Here is a 16465-nt window from a genome sequence, read left to right as displayed (position 1 = left end):
CGCCTGCGGCGGCCGCTGAGACGCCCGCGCCCGCGGAGGCTTCAGCCGCTGCGCCAACGGAGACACCCGCCGCGCCGGCCGCAGACGCCGCGCCCGCGCCCGCCCAAGGCGGCGGCCAGCAGCAGGGCGAGCGCCGGCCGCGTCAGGACCGGCCCGGCCGGCCCGACCAGCCGCGCCGTCGCCGTCGCCTCACGGCCGCCGAGCGTCATCGGCGCACCTTCTTCGCGAAGCTCACCGAGCTGCGCAAGGCCGAGCAGGCGGCGCTCGAAGGCGGCCCCGAGGTCGTCGACGAGCCCGGCGAGGCTCCGGTCGGCGAGGACGGCGCGACCCCCGTCGCCGAGGGCGAGGCCCAGGAGGTGCAGCAGGCTCCCGCCGCCCCGCAGGCGCCCGCGACCTCCCCCACCCGCTCCGCCCGCGCGCAGGCGCGCCTCGCGGCGGCGATCGAGCGCGTCGGCGGCCCCGAGGCGGTCCTCGAGGCGCTGCAGCCCAAGCGCCGCGACGACGGCGAGACGATGAAGTGGTCCTCGGTCTGCGCCGAGCAGGCCCAGGGCGTCAAGCCGGGCGACCCGACCTTCACCGCCTGGGTCCGCCTCGCGGCGACCCCGGTGCGCGACGTCAAGGCGATCGTCAACCCGCGCCGCCCCGACGACGACCGGCGCGGTCGTGGCGGCCGCGGCCGGCGCGGCGGCGGCCAGGGCGGCTACGGCGGCGGCCAGGGCGGCTACGGCGGGCGCGGCGGAGGCCGCGGCGGGCGCTACGACCGCGGCGGCGGTGGCGGCCGCGGTGACGTCGAGCAGCATGGCCGCGACGGCAGCTTCCGCTCAAGCGTGCGCATCATCGGCCTCGAGCAGCTCCAGGACGCGCTCAAGAACCAGGAGCAGGCACAGCAGGCCGACGCCCCCTCGGAGGACTCCGGCAACGGCAGCGGCTCCGAGGACCTGAGCCGCTCCTCGTCCTCGTAGGCGAGGCGTGAATCAGGGCGGCGCGACCCGCGCCGCCCTCCAGCGCTCAGTGCGCCGCCGTCCGCGCCCGCCCCGGCGCCGCGCCCGGCTCCAGCTCGCCCACGATGTGCGTGACCGGGATGTCGAGCTCGTCCCGCAGCCGCGCCACGATCCCCGTCTCGAGCCAGTTCGACCGCCCGGGCGGGTGCGTCGAGACGATCACCTCGTCGGCGCCGGACATCCGCAGCTCGTCCTCGATCGCGGCGAACGCGACGGTCGGGTCGCCGACCTTGCCGCTCGCGTCCAGGCCCGCCGCCCTCGCCCACGCCAGTGCCTCTGCAAGCCGGCGGTGCGCCTCGCGCAGCTCGCGATCGACATCGGAGGCGATGTAGTGGACGCGCGAGGCGACGATGGGCACGATGAAGCGGAGCTCGGCGCCGTCCTGCGCACGGCGCAGCAGCTCCTCCCGCAGCCGTGCGCCCGGGAGAGTGCGGTTCGCGACGACCAGGACCCGCGGCCGCGTCCCCAGGCGCGCGACGCGTCCCTGGGCCGCGGCCTCGCGGAGCGGTCTGAGGCGGTCGGGATCGTTCGTCCCGAATTCCCAGATGCAGACGCCGGCGACGGCGCCGAGCAAGAGGGCCACGCCCGCGACCGGCGTGGTGAGCGCGCCGAGGACGACTGCTGCGCCGATGACTGCGGCGCTTCCGGACACGATGTGGAACGCGTCGGCCTCCGAGCGAACTGGGTTGCGCATGGTCACCTCCCGGTGAGCTACCAAGAGCGTCCCTCCGTCAGCCCCGATTCGCAAGCGGCACCCGACCCGACCCGGCGCGCCGCTCCGTGCCCGGACCGACCTCGACCCGCGCTTCGTGGCGGGCGATGACGAACCGAACCTCGAGGTGCGCCTGCTCCCGGCGGACGTGTCCGACCTCGGGCACCGCCGCAGGCGCGGCCAGGCGCTAAGCCTCCGCGGCCGCGGCCTCGGCGGCGCCGGCGGGGGCCGCCTCGGGCGGGCGGCGCGGGAGGAAGTACGCCGGGATCAGCGCGAGCGCGGTCAGCCCCACCGCCCACCAGAACGTCTGCCCGAAAGCGTGCGCGAGCGCGTCCGCGACCCGCGGCGGCGGAGCCGCGCCCTCCGCCGACCCGCGCACGGATGCGAGGGAGCCGCCGACGCCGGGCAGGTTCGCGGCGATCCGGCGCTCGAGCACGACCGACAGCACCGCCGTGCCGAACGAGCCGCCGATCGTGCGGATGATGTTGATAGCGGTCGTCGCCCGCGGCACGGCGGCGCGCGAGAGCGTCTGGTAGGCCGCCGCCATCGAGGGCATCATCGTCACGCCGAGGCCGACGCCGCGCACCCACAGCGCGAAGGCCAGCAACCCGAACGGCGTGTCGGCAGCGAGCTGTGTGTAGGCGCCGGTGCCGACCAGCGCCACGATCACGCCGAACGGGACGATGCGCCCCGCGCCGAGCTTGTCGGTCAGCCGCCCGGCGATCGGCATCGCGATCGCCGCGCCCAGCCCCTGCGGCGCGAGCAGCAGGCCCGCCTCCAGCGCCGATTGGCCGCGCACGACCTGGTAGTAGAGCGGCAGGATCAGCATCGCGCCGAACAGCGATACGCCGAAGATGAACACGGTCCCCGAGGCGGCGGCGAACGCGCGGTCGCGGAAGAGCCCGAGGTCGATCAGCGTCCCGTTGCCGCGGAGCCCGTGGCGCGCGACGAGGCCCAGCAGGACCACGCCGGCCACGAGCGCGACCAGCACCCGCGTCTCCCCGAGCCCGCCCTGGATCCCGACCTCCGACAGCGCGTAGACGAGCGCTGCCAGCCCGGGCGAGAGCATCAACAGCCCGCGCACGTCCAGCCGCGCCCGCGCGCTCGCCGCCTCCACCCCCGGCAGCACCCGGGCGGCGAGCACGAGCGCGACCGCGCCGACCGGCACGTTGACGAAGAAGATCCAGCGCCACGACGCGTTGTCGATGATCAGGCCGCCGATCACCGGCCCGAGGATCGGCCCGAGCAGCGTCGGGACGCCGATCACGCTCATCACGCGCCCCATCCGCTCCGGTCCCGCCGCCTGCGCGAGGATCGCCTGGCCGATCGGCATGATCATGCCGCCGCCGAACCCCTGCAGCACCCGGAACGCGATCAGCGACGTCGTGCTCCACGCGAGCCCGCAGAGTGTGCTGCCGAGCAGGAACAGCGCGACCGACGTCATCCACGCGCGCTTGCCGCCGAAGCGCTCCATCGCCCAGCCGGTCAAGGGGATGACCGTCGCCAGCGCGAGCAGGTAGCCGGTCGCGACCCACTGGATGCTCGACAGCGGCGCGTCGAGCTCGCGCCCGAGCGTCTCGATCGCGACGTTGACGATCGTCGTGTCGAGGATCGACATGATCGTCCCCAGCACGACGACGGCCGCGAGGCGCAACAGCGCGCGGTCAAGACCGGGCGAAGGCACCTCGAGATGGTGGCACGTGGCATCCTGTTCCCGCATGCCGTCCGTCTCGGCGCAGTACTCGATCATCCTTCGAGTGGAGATCGACCACCGGCCCGGCATGCTCGGGCGCGTCGCCACCGCCATCGGCGACGCAGGAGGCAGCATCGGATCGGTCGACCTGAGCGCGATCGACGGCCTCCACACGGTCCGCGACATCACCGTCGACACCGCGGGCGAGGAACACGCCAAGCGCATCGCCGCGGCCGTCGAGAGCATCGACGGCGCGCGCCTGATCGACACCACCGACCGCACGTTCCTGATGCACGTCGGCGGCAAGATCGAGCAGCGCAACAAGCTGGCGGTGCGCACGCGCGACGACCTCTCGATGGCCTACACGCCCGGCGTCGCGCGCGTCTGCAGCGCGATCGCGCAGGATCGCGACAAGGCGTTCCAATACACGATCAAGCGCAACACGGTCGCCGTCGTGTCCGACGGCAGCGCCGTGCTGGGCCTCGGGGACATCGGCCCCGAGGCGGCGATGCCGGTGATGGAGGGCAAGGCCGTCCTGTTCAAGGAGTTCGCCGGCGTCGACGCGTTCCCGGTCTGCCTGGACACGCAGGACACCGACGAGATCGTCCGCACCGTCGAGCTGATCGCCCCCGGCTTCGGCGGCGTCAACCTCGAGGACATCTCGGCGCCGCGCTGCTTCGAGATCGAGGAGCGGCTCAAGCGCTCGCTCGACATCCCGGTGTTCCACGACGACCAGCACGGCACCGCCGTCGTCGTGCTCGCCGCGCTGCTGAACGCGGTCAAGCTCACCGGCAAGCGCCTCGAGGACCTCGACGTGCTGGTCGTCGGCCTCGGCGCCGCCGGCATCGCCGTGACCAAGATCCTGCTGCAGGCGGGCGTCAGCCGCGTGATCGGCTGCGACTCGCGCGGCGCGCTGCACAGCGGGCGCGAGGACTACCTCGACGGCTCGATGCCGCCCATGAAGCGCTGGTTCGCGGAGTCGACGAACCCCGAGCGGCGCTCCGGCGGTCCGGGCGACGTGATCGACGGCGCGGACCTCTTCATCGGCCTGTCGGGCGCGCGTGTGATGCCGCCGGAGGCGCTGGCGCGCATGAACCGCGACGCGATGGTTTTCGCGATGGCCAACCCGACGCCCGAGGTGACGCCGGAGGAGGCCGAGCCCTACGCGCGCGTGATCGCCACCGGCCGCTCGGACTACCCGAACCAGATCAACAACGTCCTCTGCTTCCCCGGCATCTTCCGCGGCGCGCTGGACGTCCGCGCGCGCGAGATCACGGAGGAGATGAAGATGGCCGCGGCGCGCGGAATCGCGTCGATCGTCGCCGATGACGAACTGCGCGAGGAGTACATCGTCCCGTCGGTCTTCAACCGCGACGTCGCCGACGCGGTGGCGGCCGCCGTCGCCGACCAGGCGAAGGCGCAGGGCGCCGCCGACGCGCACGGCGACGAGATCGGCTATGCGCCGGCCGACACGGAGGAGTTCCGCGCCGTCAGACCGGACTCCGCGAGCGCGCGCTCGTCGTAGCCGCGCTGGATCCGGCGACGCGCGAGAGCCGTAGGAGAACGCATGCGGATCACGATCACGGGCGGCAGCGGGCTGATCGGCTCGCGGCTCGTCGCGCGGCTGCAGGACCGCGGCGACGAGGTGACGGTGCTCTCGCGCGGGCGCGAGCCGCGCTGGGACCCGGCGCGGGGGCCGGCGCCCAAGGCCGCGCTCGAAGGCCGTGACGCCGTCGTCCACCTCGCCGGCGAGAACCTCGCGCAGCGCTGGAGCGCCGACGCCAAGCGGCGCATCGTCGAGTCGCGCGAGCTCGGGACGCGCAACCTCGTCGCCGCGCTCGCCGGTACAGGTGTCAAAACGCTCGTGTGCTCGTCCGCGGTCGGCTACTACGGCCCGCACGGCGACGAGGTCGTCACCGAGGAGACCCCCGCGGGCGACGACTTCCCGGCGCGCGTATGCGTCGCGTGGGAGCGCGAGGCGAACGCCGCCGCCGAGCACGGGGTGCGCGTGGTCATCGTTCGCACCGGCATCGTCCTGAGCGCGGACGGCGGCGCGCTGGCCAAGATGCTGCCACCCTTCAAGGTCGGCGCGGGCGGCCCCGTGGCCGGCGGCAGGCAGTACATGCCGTGGATCCACCTCGACGACGTCGTCGGGATCTATGTCGCCGCGCTCGACGATCCCGCCTGGAGCGGGCCGGTGAACGCGACCGCGCCCGAGCCGGTCACCAACGCCGAGTTCTCCAAGGCGCTCGGCCGAGCGCTGCACCGCCCCGCGGTCGCGCCGGTGCCCGCGTTCGCGATCCGCGCGCTCTACGGCGAGATGGCGACGATCGTGACGACGGGCCAGCGGGCGGTTCCGCAGGCCGCCCAGGCACGCGGCTACCGGTTCGCGCACCCTGACCTGGACGAGGCCCTCGGAGACGCGGTCTCGTAACGCACCTCTCCGTTCGCGGGCCGTGACATCCCTGCGGCGAAGAAGCCATCATGGGGTGTCATGGCGGAGATGCCACCCGACCTCGAGGCCCTCGGGGAAGCATTGACGCGAGCGACGGCGCGAGCGGCTGCCGTACGCGAGCACCGGAACGCGCTGCGCCGCCGCTTGGCGGCAAGCGTCGCGGCCGGCATGGTCGTGTTCGCGGCGATGACGCCGAGCCAGCTCTCGAGCGCCGACCGTGTCCCGTTCCTGCAGCAGTTCGCCGCAGCGCCCGCGATGGCCAGCGGCTTCGGCTGCGACCGCCCGCGCGGCGACGGCGGCTACCTGCCGCAGGGCTGCGACGTCGGCAAGGTGCAGCCGCAGGCCGCCCGCTAGCTGAGCGGGCGGCCCGGCAGCAGCGGATCGATCAGGAGGCCGAGCGGCGCTTGGCCGCGTTCTTACCGCGGCCGAACGGCCCGAGGGTCTTCCACTTCGAGTTCTCGCGCGCCGGCACGACGAGCCAGACGAGGGCGCCCACGAAGGTGAGGATGAGCCCGGACGCCAGCCCCGGCTTCTCCCCGTAGCCCTTGCGCTCGGACAGGTATGAGGCGACGATCGCCGAGATCAGCCACAGGTACAGCAGCCACAGCGCGGTCGCGCCGATGAGTCCGAAGAGGATCATGTTCCCAGGTAGGCCTTCATCACTTCGGGGTTGGTCCGCAGCGAGGTCGACTCGTCGGACATGACGACCTTGCCGGTCTCCAGCACGTAGCCGCGCTTGGACACGTCGAGGGCGAAGTTCGCGTTCTGCTCGACGAGGAGGATCGTCATGCCCTCCTTGTTGATCTCCGCGATCGTCTCGTAGATGCGCTCGGTGAGCACGGGCGAGATGCCCATCGACGGCTCGTCGAGCAGCAGCACCTTCGGAGAGCCCATCATCGCGCGCCCGATCGCCAGCATCTGCTGCTCACCGCCCGACATCGTGCCCGCCTTCTGCGACTGGCGCTCGTCCAGGCGCGGGAACAGCTCGAACACGCGCTTGAGATCCGTCTGGATCTGCGTGTGGTCGCGCCGCAGGTAGGCCCCGAGCTCCAGGTTCTCGCGCACGGTCATGCGCTGGAAGCACTTGCGACCCTCGGGAGACTGGCAGATGCCGAGCCCGACGATCTCTTGCGGCGGGAGGTTCTGGATCTCCTCGCCCGCCAGCTTGATCGTGCCGGTGCGCGGCGGCGTGAGCGCCGAGATCGAGCGCAGCGTGGTCGACTTGCCGGCCCCGTTGGAGCCGATCAGCGTCACGCACTCGCCCTCCTCGACCGCCAGCGAGACGCCCTTGAGCGCCTGGATGTTGCCGTAGTAGGTGGCGATGTTGTCGACTTCCAGGAACGCCATCGCGCTAGCCCTCCACCGATGCGGCCTTGCCGAGGTACGCCTCGACGACGCGCGGGTTCGCCCGCACCTCGGCCGGCAGCCCCTCGGCGATCTTCTCGCCGTGATCGAGCACCGTCAGGCGCTCGGAGACGCCCATGACGACCTTCATGTCGTGCTCGATCAGCAGGATCGTCATGCCGCGCTCGTCGCGGAGCTTACGCATGAAGTCCGTCAGCGCCGCCGACTCCTGCGGGTTCATGCCCGCCGTCGGCTCGTCCAGCAGCAGGACCTTCGGATCCGAAGCCAGCGCGCGGGCGATCTCCACCCGGCGCTGGTCGCCGTAGGACAGGTTGACGGCGAGATGGTCGTGCCAGCGAGGATCGATGCCGACGTACGCGAGCTCCTCGTGCGCCTTCTCGCGGACCGCCTTCTCCTCGCGGCGCGTCTTCGGCGTCCGCACGATCGACCCGAACAGGCCCGCGCTCATGCGCGAGTGCTCGCCGATCATGACGTTCTCCATCGCCGTCATCGTCGAGAAGAGGCGGATGTTCTGGAACGTCCGCGCCATCCCGGCCTTCATGACCTGGTCGGGCCGCGCCCCGGTGATGTCCCGGCCGCCGAAGGTGATCGTGCCGATCGTCGGGCGGTAGAAGCCGGTCAGCATGTTGAAGAACGTCGTCTTCCCCGCCCCGTTGGGCCCGATGATCGAGACGATCGAGCGCTCCGGGAGGCTGAACGAGACGTCGCTGACCGCCGTCAGGCCGCCGAACTGCTTGGTGATGTCGACCGCGTCGAGGATGGCGGAGTTCGCCAGCGACGGAGGCGGCGTGGGTGCCTGGGTTGCGCTCATGCCCGTGCCGTGTAGAGGGTCTCGTCGCTGGTCTCGGCGTGCTCGGCCAGCTCCATCTTGTGCCGCCGGTCGGGCAACAGGCCCTGCGGACGGAGGATCATCATCAGCACCAGCAGGAAGCCGTAGATCGCGAACGTGATCTGCGTCGCGTCGAAGTCGATCCCCAGCTTGCCCGGGACGTCGTTGAGCACGTCCGGGATGAACCAGTTGTTGATGAACGACAGCACGATCGCGCCCAGGACCACGCCCCAGATGGAGCCGAGGCCGCCGAGGATGATCATGCCCAGCACCAGGATCGAGAAGTAGAACTGGAACTGGTCGGCGTTCACGGTGTTCAGGAACGAGCCCAGGAACGCCCCGGCCATGCCGCCGAAGGCCGCGCCGGTGGCGTAGGCCAGCAGCTTGGTCTTGACCGACGGCACGCCCATCGCGACGGCGGCGATCTCGTCCTCACGCAGAGCGACCCACGCGCGGCCGAGGCGCGAATCGCGCAGCCGGAAGTTGACGAACAGCACGACGATCACGAGCGCCAACGCGAACCAGTACCAGGGTCTGAGGTCCAGCAGGCCGAATGGCGGGAGGCCCGGCAGGTCGATCTTGTCGACCGGCGAGATGCCCTGGCGGCCGGCCGTCAACGGCTGGCCGCGGATCACGATGTCGTCGCCGTTGACGGCGATGCGCCCGATGATCTCGCCGAACGCGAGCGTCACGATCGCGATGTAGTCGCCGCGCAGTCGCAGCGTCGGCAACCCGATCAATATGCCCGCCACCGCCGCCGCGATGGCGGCGAGGATGAGGATGATCAGGAAGTTGAAGTGCAGGCCGGGCAGCTTGTCGGCGACGCCGCTGACCAGCAAGTGGATGCCCTTCTGGTCGTTGACGTTCGAGAAGAAGCCCGAGCCGAAGTAGCCGACCGTGTAGGCGCCGATCGCGAAGAACGCGACGTACCCGAGGTCCAGCAGGCCGGCGAAGCCGACCACGATGTTGAGGCCCAGCGCCATCACGACGTAGGCGAGCGCCGTCGTGCAGTCCTGCAGGAACGGCGACCCGTTCGGCCAGCCGAACGGCAGGATCGCGAGGACGATCAGGACGACCGGTACGAGCGCCTTCTCGGTCCACGGCGGGAGGTTGAGCTTGGGCAGCCGGCTGCCCTTCTTGGTCGTCTCGGGTGCGGAGGCGGTGGCGCTCATCCTGCGTCCCTCGTCTGCTCGCCGAGCAGGCCCGACGGCTTGAAGACCATGATCAGGATCAGATAGGCGAACACGACCGCGGGCGTCCACGCCGAGCCGATCCGGTTGTCGGAGATCTGCTGGATGCAGCCGATGATGACGCCGCCCAGCACGGCCCCGCGGAGGTTGCCGATGCCGCCCATGACGGCCGCGGTGAACGCGATCAGGCCGCCGGTGAAGCCCTGGAAGTACCAGATCGTCGTTTGGTACAGGGCGTAGATCAGACCGGCCGCGCCGGCCAGCATGCCGCCGAGCAGGAAGGTCAAAGAGATCGTCGTGTCGACGTTGATGCCCATCAGGCGCGCGGCCTCGGGATCCTGCGCGGTGGCGCGCATGGCCTTGCCGAGGCGCGAGCGGGCGATGAAGCTCGTCATCACCATCAACAGCGGAATCGTCACCGCCACCGACAGGGCGTCGCTGTTCTCGATCGTGACCCCGAAGATCGTGACGAGGTTGTGCTGCGCGTTGATGAGGTCCGGGATGCCCTGCTGCGAGCCGCCCTTCCAGAGCAGGCCGACGTTCTGCAGGATGAACGAGAATCCGACCGCGGTGATCAGCGGCGCCAGCTTCGGCGCCGTTCTCAATGGTCGGTATGCCACGCGTTCGATCAATGCGTTGACCGAGCCCGAGCCCACCATCGCCACGATGAGCGTCAGCAGCAACCCGAAGAAGAGGACGACCGCACTCGACCCCTCGTGCAGGCCGATCGTCACGAAGAACGAGGCCGAGATGAACGATCCGAGCATGAACACCTCGCCGTGGGCGAAGTTGATCAGCTCGACGATGCCGTAGACGAGCGTGTAGCCGATCGCCACGAGCGCCCAGATGGCGCCGTTGGAGATGCCGGCGGTGATGTTCTCGCCCAGGCGGACCAGATTGCCGTCGTCGCTCAGGTCCTTGATGGCGTAATAGACCGGCAGGGCGAGCAGGACGGCGAGCAGGCCGTAGCTGGAGATCAGCCCGCGCAGTCGCTGCGAGGCGACGGGCTTGCGTGCGGGGATGCTGGCGGCTTCCATTGCGTGTCTGTCTGTCTCACGTAGAAGAACGGCGGCCGAGGATGAGATCCTCCCACCCTCGGCCGTCCGTTGCTACTGCGAATGTCTACTGCGTCTTCGCCTTGATCGTCTGGTCGAACGTCAGCTCGCCGTCCTTGATGCCGTAGACGCCGTAATCGGTCAGCGTCGTGTCGCCGTTCTCGTCGATCGAGTACGTGCCGAGCACCGACTGACGGTCCTTGGTCGCGAAGAGCGCCTTCAGGATGTCGGCCTTGTCGCCCGTCTTGGAGCGCGCGATGGCGTCGAGGCCGAGCTTCATGGCCTCATAGCCGTAGATCGCGTACGGATCCGGGTTGTTCTCGCCGTACTTGGTGCTGTAGTCCTTGAAGAACGCCTGGCCGTCCGGCGGGTACTCGTCCGGGGACAGGGTCGCGACCGTCACCTTGACGCGCGGATCGAGGGACGTCGGGATGCCGCCGTCCTTCGGAGTGGCGAAGCCGGACTCGGCGACGCCGTCCGGGCCGTAGAGCTTCGCATTCGGCAGGGCCGCCGCGAAGTCCTTGTAGAGCTGCACCGCGTTGTTGGCGGTGATGCCGGTGTAGATGAAGCAGTCCGCACCTGCCGCCTTGGCCTTCTGGGCCAGCGAGCGGTAGTTGGCGGCGTTCTTGTCGATCGCCTCGTTGGAGATGATCGACAGTCCGGCGGTCTTGGCGGCGAGCTCGACGTTCTTGCCGAGGCCGGCGCCGTAGACCTCCTTGTCGTTGGTCATCTGCACCTTGGTGCAGCCGTCCTGCTTCATGAGCGTGGCGAGCGCCGCGCCCTGGATCGTGTCCTTGGGGACGATGCGCGTGTAGTTGCGCGTGCCCGTCGGGTAGTACTTGTCCGGCTCGCCGGGGTTGGAGCCCGGCTGGTTCGTCGTCAGGCCCACGGCGGTGTTCGCCGGGGAGATCATCGGAACGCCGGCCTCGTTCAGGATCGGGATCGCGATCGCCGCGGCACCGGAGTTGAACGTGCCGAGGTAGAACGCGGTCGACTTGTCCTGCGCCGCCTTGCGGGCGTTGCCGGACTCCGCCTCAGGCGTCCATGAACCGGCCTGCGCCGTCGAGTCGTCCAACGGCACGAACTTGACCGTGATGTTGCCGGCCTTGCCGTTGGCCTGCTCGAGCGCAAGCTTGGCGCCGTTGTTGACCGCCTGCGTCTGGACGCGCGAAGCGCCCTGCAGCGGGAGCGAGGAGTAGACGGTGACGGTCTTCGACGCGGACGAGCCGCCGCCACCGCCTCCGCTGCTGCCGCCTCCGTTGTCATCGCCGCCGCACGCTGCCACCCCAAGGGCAAGCGCGGCCGCCAGGCAGCTGCTCGCCGCCATCCACTTTGATTGCAAGGAACCCCTCCTCATGAGGCTCGTGTTCGGGCGGCGATTCTACGCGCGCCCGGTTCAGGCGTGCAATAGCCTAGACGTCCCGTCAGCGGAAGTACGGCTCGACCCGCACCGAGGGGTAGGGAGAATGCGCCCGCGTGGAGACCGGGATCTACTCGCCGCGGGAGCGGCGGCTGCCCGGTAAGTACGGCGAGAGGACCTGCCACGTCGCCGCCAGGAGCACGACCAGGAGCGTGATCAGGAACGACTCGAGCGCCTTGGCGCCGATGAAGAAGAGGACGATCCAGATCACGAGCCCGAGGATCGTTGCGAGGAACAGCAGCATCGTCGCGAGAATCTAGCGGACGAGGGCGGCGGCAAGCTCGGCCACGGCCTCCGAGGCCGCCGCAGCGGGGTTCTCGCCCCCGTCGGCGGCCTCGGTGACGGCGCGGACGAGGCGCGAGCCGACGATCACGCCGTCGGCGCCGGCGGCGGCCGCGGCGGCCGCCTGCTCGCCCGAGGAGATGCCGAAGCCGGCCGCGACGGGAACGCTGCTGTGGGACTTGACGCGCTCCAGCAGCCCCGCCAGGTCCGAGCCGACGGCAGCCCGCTCCCCAGTGGTTCCGGTCACGCTCACCGTGTAGACAAATCCACGGGCGGTTGCGCCGATCGCGCCCAATCGCCCGTCGCTGGAGGTCGGCGCGACGAGCGGCACGAGCGCGATGCCGGCCCGGTCGCAGGCCGCGAGCACCTCGCCGGACTCCTCGAGCGGGAGGTCCGGGACGATCAGGCCGCTGATGCCGCGCACGGCGAGCTCGCCCGCGAAGCGCTCAGGCCCGCGCGCCAGCATCGGGTTGGCGTAGCACATGAGCACCACCGGGACGCGCTCGGCGATCCGCGCGCCGGCGTCCAGGACTGCGTTGACGGTCGCGCCCGCGGCCAGCGCGCGCGTGGCCGCCGCGTGGATCACGGGGCCATCGGCGAGCGGGTCGCTGAACGGTACGCCGAGCTCGATCAGGTCCGCGCCGGCGTCGGCGTAGGCGAGCCCGACCTCGACGGACGCCTCGACGTCCGGGAAGCCGCCCATCAGGTACGGCATCAGGGCCGCGCAGCCCGGCGCGGCCTTGAAGGCGGCGGCGATCCGGGCCGCGCCGGTGTCGGCGGGCGCGGCGGTCACGCGCCGCTCCCGCGCGCCTCGAGCTTCGCGAGCGCCTCGGCGAGGTCCTTGTCGCCGCGGCCGGACAGGCACACGAGGTCGACCGTGTCCGGACCGGCCTCCTGCGCGCCGGCGCCGAGCGCCCAGGCGACCGCGTGCGAGGACTCCAGCGCCGGGATGATGCCCTCGAGCCTCGTGATGCGGGCGAACGCGGCCAGCGCCTCCTCGTCGGTGATCCCGACGTAGCGGGCGCGCCCGGAGTCGCGCAGCCACGCGTGCTCGGGGCCGACGCCCGGGTAGTCGAGCCCGGCCGAGATGGAGTGCGCCTCGAGGATCTGGCCGTCCTCGTCCTGCATCACCGCCGAGAACGCGCCGTGGAGCACGCCCCCGCGGCCGCCCAGCGTGAGCGGCGCGCCGTGGCGCCCCGTCTCGATCCCGTCGCCGGCGCCCTCGATGCCGATCAGCGCGACGTCGTCCTCGAGGAATGCCGTGAAGATCCCGATCGCGTTCGAGCCGCCGCCCACGCACGCGATCACCCGCGAAGGCAGCGCGCCGGCCTTGTCGAGCATCTGCGCGCGCGCCTCGTCGCCGATCACGCGCTGCAGCTCGCGCACGAGCGCGGGGAACGGCGCCGGGCCGGCGCAGGTGCCGATCACGTAGTGCGTCGTGGCGACCGAGGCGGTCCAGTCGCGGATCGCCGCCGACGTCGCCTCCTTGAGCGTGCGCGTCCCCGCGTCGACCGGCGAGACGGTCGCCCCCAGCAGCCCCATGCGGTCCACGTTGGGCTTCTGCCGGCGCATGTCCTCGGTGCCCATGTAGATCACGCACTGCAGGCCGAGCAGCGCGCACGCCGTGGCGGTGGCGACCCCGTGCTGCCCCGCGCCGGTCTCGGCGATGATCCGCGTCTTGCCCATCCGCAGCGCCAGCAGGCACTGGCCGAGCGCGTTGTTGATCTTGTGCGCGCCGGTGTGGTTGAGGTCCTCGCGCTTGAGGTAGACGTCGTGGCCGACCTGCTCGGACAGCCGCCGCGCCCGGTAGAGCGGTGAGGGGCGGCCCACGTAGTCGTTCAGGAGCGCATGCAGCTCGGCCTTGAAGCCGGCGTCCTCGCGGGCGCTCACCCAGGCCGCCTCGAGCTGCTCGAGCGCCGGCATCAGCGTCTCGGGGACGTACTGGCCGCCGTAGGGCCCGAAGCGGTGCTCGATCGCGCTCATGCGGCGACCGAGGCCTGGGCCGCCTCGAAGAATGTGCGCAGCTTCGCGAGATCCTTCACGCCCGGCGACGACTCGACGCCGGAGGCCACGTCGACGGCCCACGGGTGCGTGGCCGAGATCCCTTCGGCGACGTTCGCGGGCGTCAGCCCGCCACTGAGGACGAACGGGATTCGGGACCGCCGCTGCGCCACCAGGCTCCAGTCCCACGTCTCGCCGCTTCCGCCGCGCAGCCCCTTGACGGCGGTGTCGAGCAGGTGCAGATCGGTGTGGTAGCGGTCGAGGTCGCGCAGGTCGGCGGAGTGCGAGATCCGCAGCGCCTTGATCACCCTGGCGCCGGTGCGCTGCCCGACCGCCGCGCAGAACGAAGGCCCCTCGTCGCCGTGCAGCTGGACATAGCTGAGCCCGAGCTGGTCGACCAGCCGCTCGATCTCGTCCAGCGGCTGGTTGACGAACACGCCGACGCGCTCCACCTTGCGCTGCAGCGCCCGCGAGATGCCGGCCGCGATCGCCGGGTCGGCGTAGCGCTTGGACTCGGGCCACAGCAGGAATCCGATCGCCCACGCGCCCAGGCTCACCGCCGCCTCCGCATCCTCGGGCCGCGTGATGCCGCAGATCTTGACGCGCATCAGGCCTCCGTGTCGCCGCCGCTCAGCTCGCGCGTCGCGGCTTCGATGTCGGGGGCGCGCATCAGCGTCTCGCCGATCAGCACCGCGTCGACGCCCACGCGCTCGAGCTCGTCCAGCTGCTCGCGCGACGAGAAGCCCGACTCCGACACCACGGTCTTGCCCGCCGGGACGTCGGACAGCAGCTCGTACGTGCGCTCGATGTCGACGCTGAAGTCGGCCAGGTCGCGGTTGTTGAGTCCGAGCACGTCGGCCTCGACCTCCAGCGCCTGCTCGAGCTCGCGCTCGTCGTGGACCTCGACGAGCGCGTCGAGGTCGAGCGCGCTCGCCTCGCGCAAGAGCGAGTCGAGCTGCGGCAGCTCGAGCGCGGCGACGATCAGCAGGATCGCGTCGGCGCCCGCCGCCGCCGCCTCATAGAGCTGGTACGGGTCGACGATGAAGTCCTTGCGCAGGACCGGCAGCGACGATGCGCCGCGCGCCTCGCGCAGGTCCTCGAGCGAGCCGGCGAAGTGGAACGGCTCGGTGAGGATCGAGAGTGCCGCGGCACCGCCGCGCTCGTAGGCCCGCACGACCTCCGCGACGGTCGCGCCCTCGCGGATCGTGCCGGCCGAAGGCGACCGCCGCTTGTGCTCGGCGATCACAGAGACGCCGGGGCGCGTGAGCGCCTCCGAGAACGGCCGCGAGCCCTCCGCGCCGGCGCGGCGCTCCAGCAGCGCCTCCAGCTCGGAGAGCGGAATCTGTTTCCGCCGCCGCTTCACCTCCCCTCGCGTGTCCTCCACGATGCGCTCGAGAACGCTCATACGGCCGCCGCCAGCTCGTTCGTCAAGGTGCTCAATGCCTCCAAGGCGGCCGCCGCGCGGCCGTCGTCGAGCGCCGCCTCGGCGGCGCGCACGCCCTTCTCCAGGCTGTCCACCCGGCCGGAAACGTAGATCGCCGCACCCGCGTTGAGCGCCGCCAGATCGCGGGCAGGGCCGCGCTCACCGGCGAAGATGCGCCGCGCGGTCTCGGCGTTGACGTCCGGGGTGCCGCCGCCGATCGAGCCGGGCTCGGCGCGCGAGAGCCCCACGTCCTCGGGGGCGATGTCATAGGCGCGCAGCTCTCCGTCATCGACTTCGACGACGCGCGTTGTCCCCGCCGTACTCATCTCGTCCAGACCGTCGGCGCTGGACACTACCAGCGCCTTGCGTGCCCCCAGGCGCGCCAGCGCCCCGGCGATGGTCTCCAGGAAGGCGGGATCGGAAACGCCGATCAGCTGCCGCGTCGCGCCCGCCGGATTGGTGAGCGGCCCGAGGAAGTTGAAGATCGTCCGAACGGCGAGCTCCTTGCGCACCGGGATGACGAAGCGCGTCGCGCCGTGGTGCGCGGGAGCGAACATGAACCCGAAGCCGACCTCGGAGATGCAGCGCGCGACCGCGGTCGGCTGGAGATCGATGCGGACGCCGAGCGCCTCCAGCACGTCCGCCGAGCCGGACAGGCCGGTGGCGGAGCGGTTGCCGTGCTTGGCGACCGCGCAGCCCGCTCCGGCCGCGATCAGCGCGGCCGTCGTGGAGACGTTGAAGGTCGGCCGCCCGCCGCCGGTGCCCGCCGTGTCGATCAGGTCGTCGCGGCCGGTCTGGACCGGCGTGGCGAACGCGCGCATGGTCGTGGCGAGGCCGACGAGCTCGTCGACCGTCTCCCCCTTCGTGCGCAGCGCGACGAGCACGCCGGCGGTCTCCACCTCGGAGGCGTTGCCGGCCATGATCTCCGCCAGCACGGCGGCGGTCTGGTCGGCGTCCAGGTCGCGCCGCGACGCGAGGGCGTCGAGCGCACGGGTGATGACCGCGTTAGGCAACGGTCACCTGAGGCCGGATGCCGAAG

At 71.5% G+C, this 16465-nt stretch carries 17 protein-coding genes and 1 pseudogene; 4 read left to right on the top strand and 14 right to left on the bottom strand.

What is annotated here, in order from left to right:
* Nucleotides 1-962 (top strand): annotated as a pseudogene (locus H958_RS47750) (hypothetical protein); the annotation flags it as partial.
* A 46-nt stretch (nt 963-1008) separates the two neighbouring features.
* Here the strand turns inward: H958_RS47750 and H958_RS0121635 are convergent.
* Together H958_RS0121635 and H958_RS39415 are read right to left on the bottom strand one after the other, a co-directional pair.
* On the bottom strand, nt 1009-1695 hold the full coding sequence (locus H958_RS0121635) for a hypothetical protein (RefSeq protein WP_156028130.1): 687 nt from the start codon (nt 1693-1695) through the stop codon (nt 1009-1011).
* A gap of 205 nt (nt 1696-1900) precedes the next feature.
* Complete coding sequence (locus tag H958_RS39415) at nt 1901-3463, bottom strand: DHA2 family efflux MFS transporter permease subunit (protein WP_231379334.1); 1563 nt, start codon at nt 3461-3463, stop codon at nt 1901-1903.
* On the opposite strand from H958_RS39415, the gene H958_RS39410 reads away from it, so the two are divergent.
* The 3 genes from H958_RS39410 (at nt 3432) to H958_RS39405 (ending at nt 6215) form a co-directional block, all read left to right on the top strand.
* A complete protein-coding gene (locus H958_RS39410) occupies nt 3432-4931 on the top strand; it encodes an NAD-dependent malic enzyme (RefSeq protein ID WP_081686137.1) in 1500 nt (499 codons plus the stop codon). The genes H958_RS39415 and H958_RS39410 overlap by 32 nt on opposite strands.
* A 42-nt stretch (nt 4932-4973) precedes the next feature.
* Nucleotides 4974-5840 (top strand): TIGR01777 family oxidoreductase, encoded by an 867-nt coding sequence (locus H958_RS0121620; protein ID WP_028060173.1) that lies wholly within the window; start codon nt 4974-4976, stop codon nt 5838-5840.
* A gap of 165 nt (nt 5841-6005) precedes the next feature.
* Nucleotides 6006-6215 carry a hypothetical protein gene (locus H958_RS39405; RefSeq protein WP_156028129.1) on the top strand — a complete coding sequence of 70 codons (210 nt, stop codon included), beginning with the start codon at nt 6006-6008 and terminating at the stop codon, nt 6213-6215.
* Between the two features lie 31 nt (nt 6216-6246).
* On the opposite strand, the gene H958_RS0121610 is transcribed toward H958_RS39405, so the two are convergent.
* The 12 genes from H958_RS0121610 to trpD form a co-directional block, all read right to left on the bottom strand.
* Nucleotides 6247-6501: a hypothetical protein gene (locus tag H958_RS0121610; RefSeq protein ID WP_028060171.1), complete on the bottom strand. Its 255-nt coding sequence runs from the start codon at nt 6499-6501 to the stop codon at nt 6247-6249.
* Entirely contained in the window at nt 6498-7208 is a 711-nt protein-coding gene (locus H958_RS0121605) for an ABC transporter ATP-binding protein (protein ID WP_028060170.1), read from the bottom strand. Before H958_RS0121605 ends, H958_RS0121610 begins: the two co-directional genes overlap by 4 nt.
* Before the next feature lie 4 nt (nt 7209-7212).
* The gene (locus H958_RS0121600; protein ID WP_051324641.1) at nt 7213-8037 is read right to left on the bottom strand and encodes an ABC transporter ATP-binding protein; all 825 of its coding nucleotides are present in this window, start codon (nt 8035-8037) and stop codon (nt 7213-7215) included.
* Nucleotides 8034-9227, bottom strand: a complete 1194-nt coding sequence (locus tag H958_RS39400; protein WP_051324640.1) for a branched-chain amino acid ABC transporter permease — start codon at nt 9225-9227, stop codon at nt 8034-8036. The genes H958_RS0121600 and H958_RS39400 overlap by 4 nt, the downstream gene beginning before the upstream one ends.
* Complete coding sequence (locus tag H958_RS0121590) at nt 9224-10282, bottom strand: branched-chain amino acid ABC transporter permease (RefSeq protein WP_081686136.1); 1059 nt, start codon at nt 10280-10282, stop codon at nt 9224-9226. Before H958_RS0121590 ends, H958_RS39400 begins: the two co-directional genes overlap by 4 nt.
* Nucleotides 10283-10367: 85 nt before the next feature.
* Nucleotides 10368-11642: a branched-chain amino acid ABC transporter substrate-binding protein gene (locus tag H958_RS0121585; protein ID WP_196807482.1), complete on the bottom strand. Its 1275-nt coding sequence runs from the start codon at nt 11640-11642 to the stop codon at nt 10368-10370.
* 148 nt (nt 11643-11790) lie between these two features.
* Nucleotides 11791-11964 carry a hypothetical protein gene (locus H958_RS46550; protein WP_156028128.1) on the bottom strand — a complete coding sequence of 58 codons (174 nt, stop codon included), beginning with the start codon at nt 11962-11964 and terminating at the stop codon, nt 11791-11793.
* Nucleotides 11965-11976: 12 nt separating this feature from the next.
* Nucleotides 11977-12795 (bottom strand): tryptophan synthase subunit alpha, encoded by an 819-nt coding sequence (gene trpA, locus H958_RS0121575; protein WP_028060166.1) that lies wholly within the window; start codon nt 12793-12795, stop codon nt 11977-11979.
* Nucleotides 12792-13985, bottom strand: a complete 1194-nt coding sequence (trpB, locus tag H958_RS0121570; RefSeq protein ID WP_028060165.1) for a tryptophan synthase subunit beta — start codon at nt 13983-13985, stop codon at nt 12792-12794. The genes trpA and trpB overlap by 4 nt, the downstream gene beginning before the upstream one ends.
* Nucleotides 13982-14611 carry a phosphoribosylanthranilate isomerase gene (locus H958_RS0121565; RefSeq protein ID WP_051324638.1) on the bottom strand — a complete coding sequence of 210 codons (630 nt, stop codon included), beginning with the start codon at nt 14609-14611 and terminating at the stop codon, nt 13982-13984. Before H958_RS0121565 ends, trpB begins: the two co-directional genes overlap by 4 nt.
* Nucleotides 14611-15408 carry an indole-3-glycerol phosphate synthase TrpC gene (trpC, locus tag H958_RS0121560; protein ID WP_028060163.1) on the bottom strand — a complete coding sequence of 266 codons (798 nt, stop codon included), beginning with the start codon at nt 15406-15408 and terminating at the stop codon, nt 14611-14613. Before trpC ends, H958_RS0121565 begins: the two co-directional genes overlap by 1 nt.
* Nucleotides 15405-16439 carry an anthranilate phosphoribosyltransferase gene (gene trpD, locus H958_RS0121555; RefSeq protein ID WP_156028127.1) on the bottom strand — a complete coding sequence of 345 codons (1035 nt, stop codon included), beginning with the start codon at nt 16437-16439 and terminating at the stop codon, nt 15405-15407. The genes trpC and trpD overlap by 4 nt, the downstream gene beginning before the upstream one ends.
* Nucleotides 16440-16465 lie beyond the last annotated feature (26 nt).

It is taken from the genome of Candidatus Solirubrobacter pratensis, from assembly GCF_000425945.1.
Lineage (GTDB): Bacteria > Actinomycetota > Thermoleophilia > Solirubrobacterales > Solirubrobacteraceae > Solirubrobacter > Solirubrobacter pratensis.
The sequence above is the reverse complement of the archived record's forward strand: the minus strand, read 5'-3'. Positions and strand labels throughout refer to the sequence as shown.

What these genes read in the sequence shown, in the direction of transcription:
- H958_RS0121635 (WP_156028130.1), bottom strand. Translation starts at nt 1,695, where the DNA reads ATGCGCAACCCAGTTCGCTCGGAGGCCGACGCGTTCCACATCGTGTCC.
- H958_RS46550 (WP_156028128.1), bottom strand. Translation starts at nt 11,964, where the DNA reads ATGCTGCTGTTCCTCGCAACGATCCTCGGGCTCGTGATCTGGATCGTC.
- H958_RS0121600 (WP_051324641.1), bottom strand. Translation starts at nt 8,037, where the DNA reads ATGAGCGCAACCCAGGCACCCACGCCGCCTCCGTCGCTGGCGAACTCC.
- trpC (WP_028060163.1), bottom strand. Translation starts at nt 15,408, where the DNA reads ATGAGCGTTCTCGAGCGCATCGTGGAGGACACGCGAGGGGAGGTGAAG.
- H958_RS0121590 (WP_081686136.1), bottom strand. Translation starts at nt 10,282, where the DNA reads ATGGAAGCCGCCAGCATCCCCGCACGCAAGCCCGTCGCCTCGCAGCGA.
- H958_RS0121610 (WP_028060171.1), bottom strand. Translation starts at nt 6,501, where the DNA reads ATGATCCTCTTCGGACTCATCGGCGCGACCGCGCTGTGGCTGCTGTAC.
- H958_RS39415 (WP_231379334.1), bottom strand. Translation starts at nt 3,463, where the DNA reads ATGATCGAGTACTGCGCCGAGACGGACGGCATGCGGGAACAGGATGCC.
- trpB (WP_028060165.1), bottom strand. Translation starts at nt 13,985, where the DNA reads ATGAGCGCGATCGAGCACCGCTTCGGGCCCTACGGCGGCCAGTACGTC.
- H958_RS0121605 (WP_028060170.1), bottom strand. Translation starts at nt 7,208, where the DNA reads ATGGCGTTCCTGGAAGTCGACAACATCGCCACCTACTACGGCAACATC.
- H958_RS0121565 (WP_051324638.1), bottom strand. Translation starts at nt 14,611, where the DNA reads ATGCGCGTCAAGATCTGCGGCATCACGCGGCCCGAGGATGCGGAGGCG.
- H958_RS39410 (WP_081686137.1), top strand. Translation starts at nt 3,432, where the DNA reads ATGCCGTCCGTCTCGGCGCAGTACTCGATCATCCTTCGAGTGGAGATC.
- H958_RS39400 (WP_051324640.1), bottom strand. Translation starts at nt 9,227, where the DNA reads ATGAGCGCCACCGCCTCCGCACCCGAGACGACCAAGAAGGGCAGCCGG.
- H958_RS0121620 (WP_028060173.1), top strand. Translation starts at nt 4,974, where the DNA reads ATGCGGATCACGATCACGGGCGGCAGCGGGCTGATCGGCTCGCGGCTC.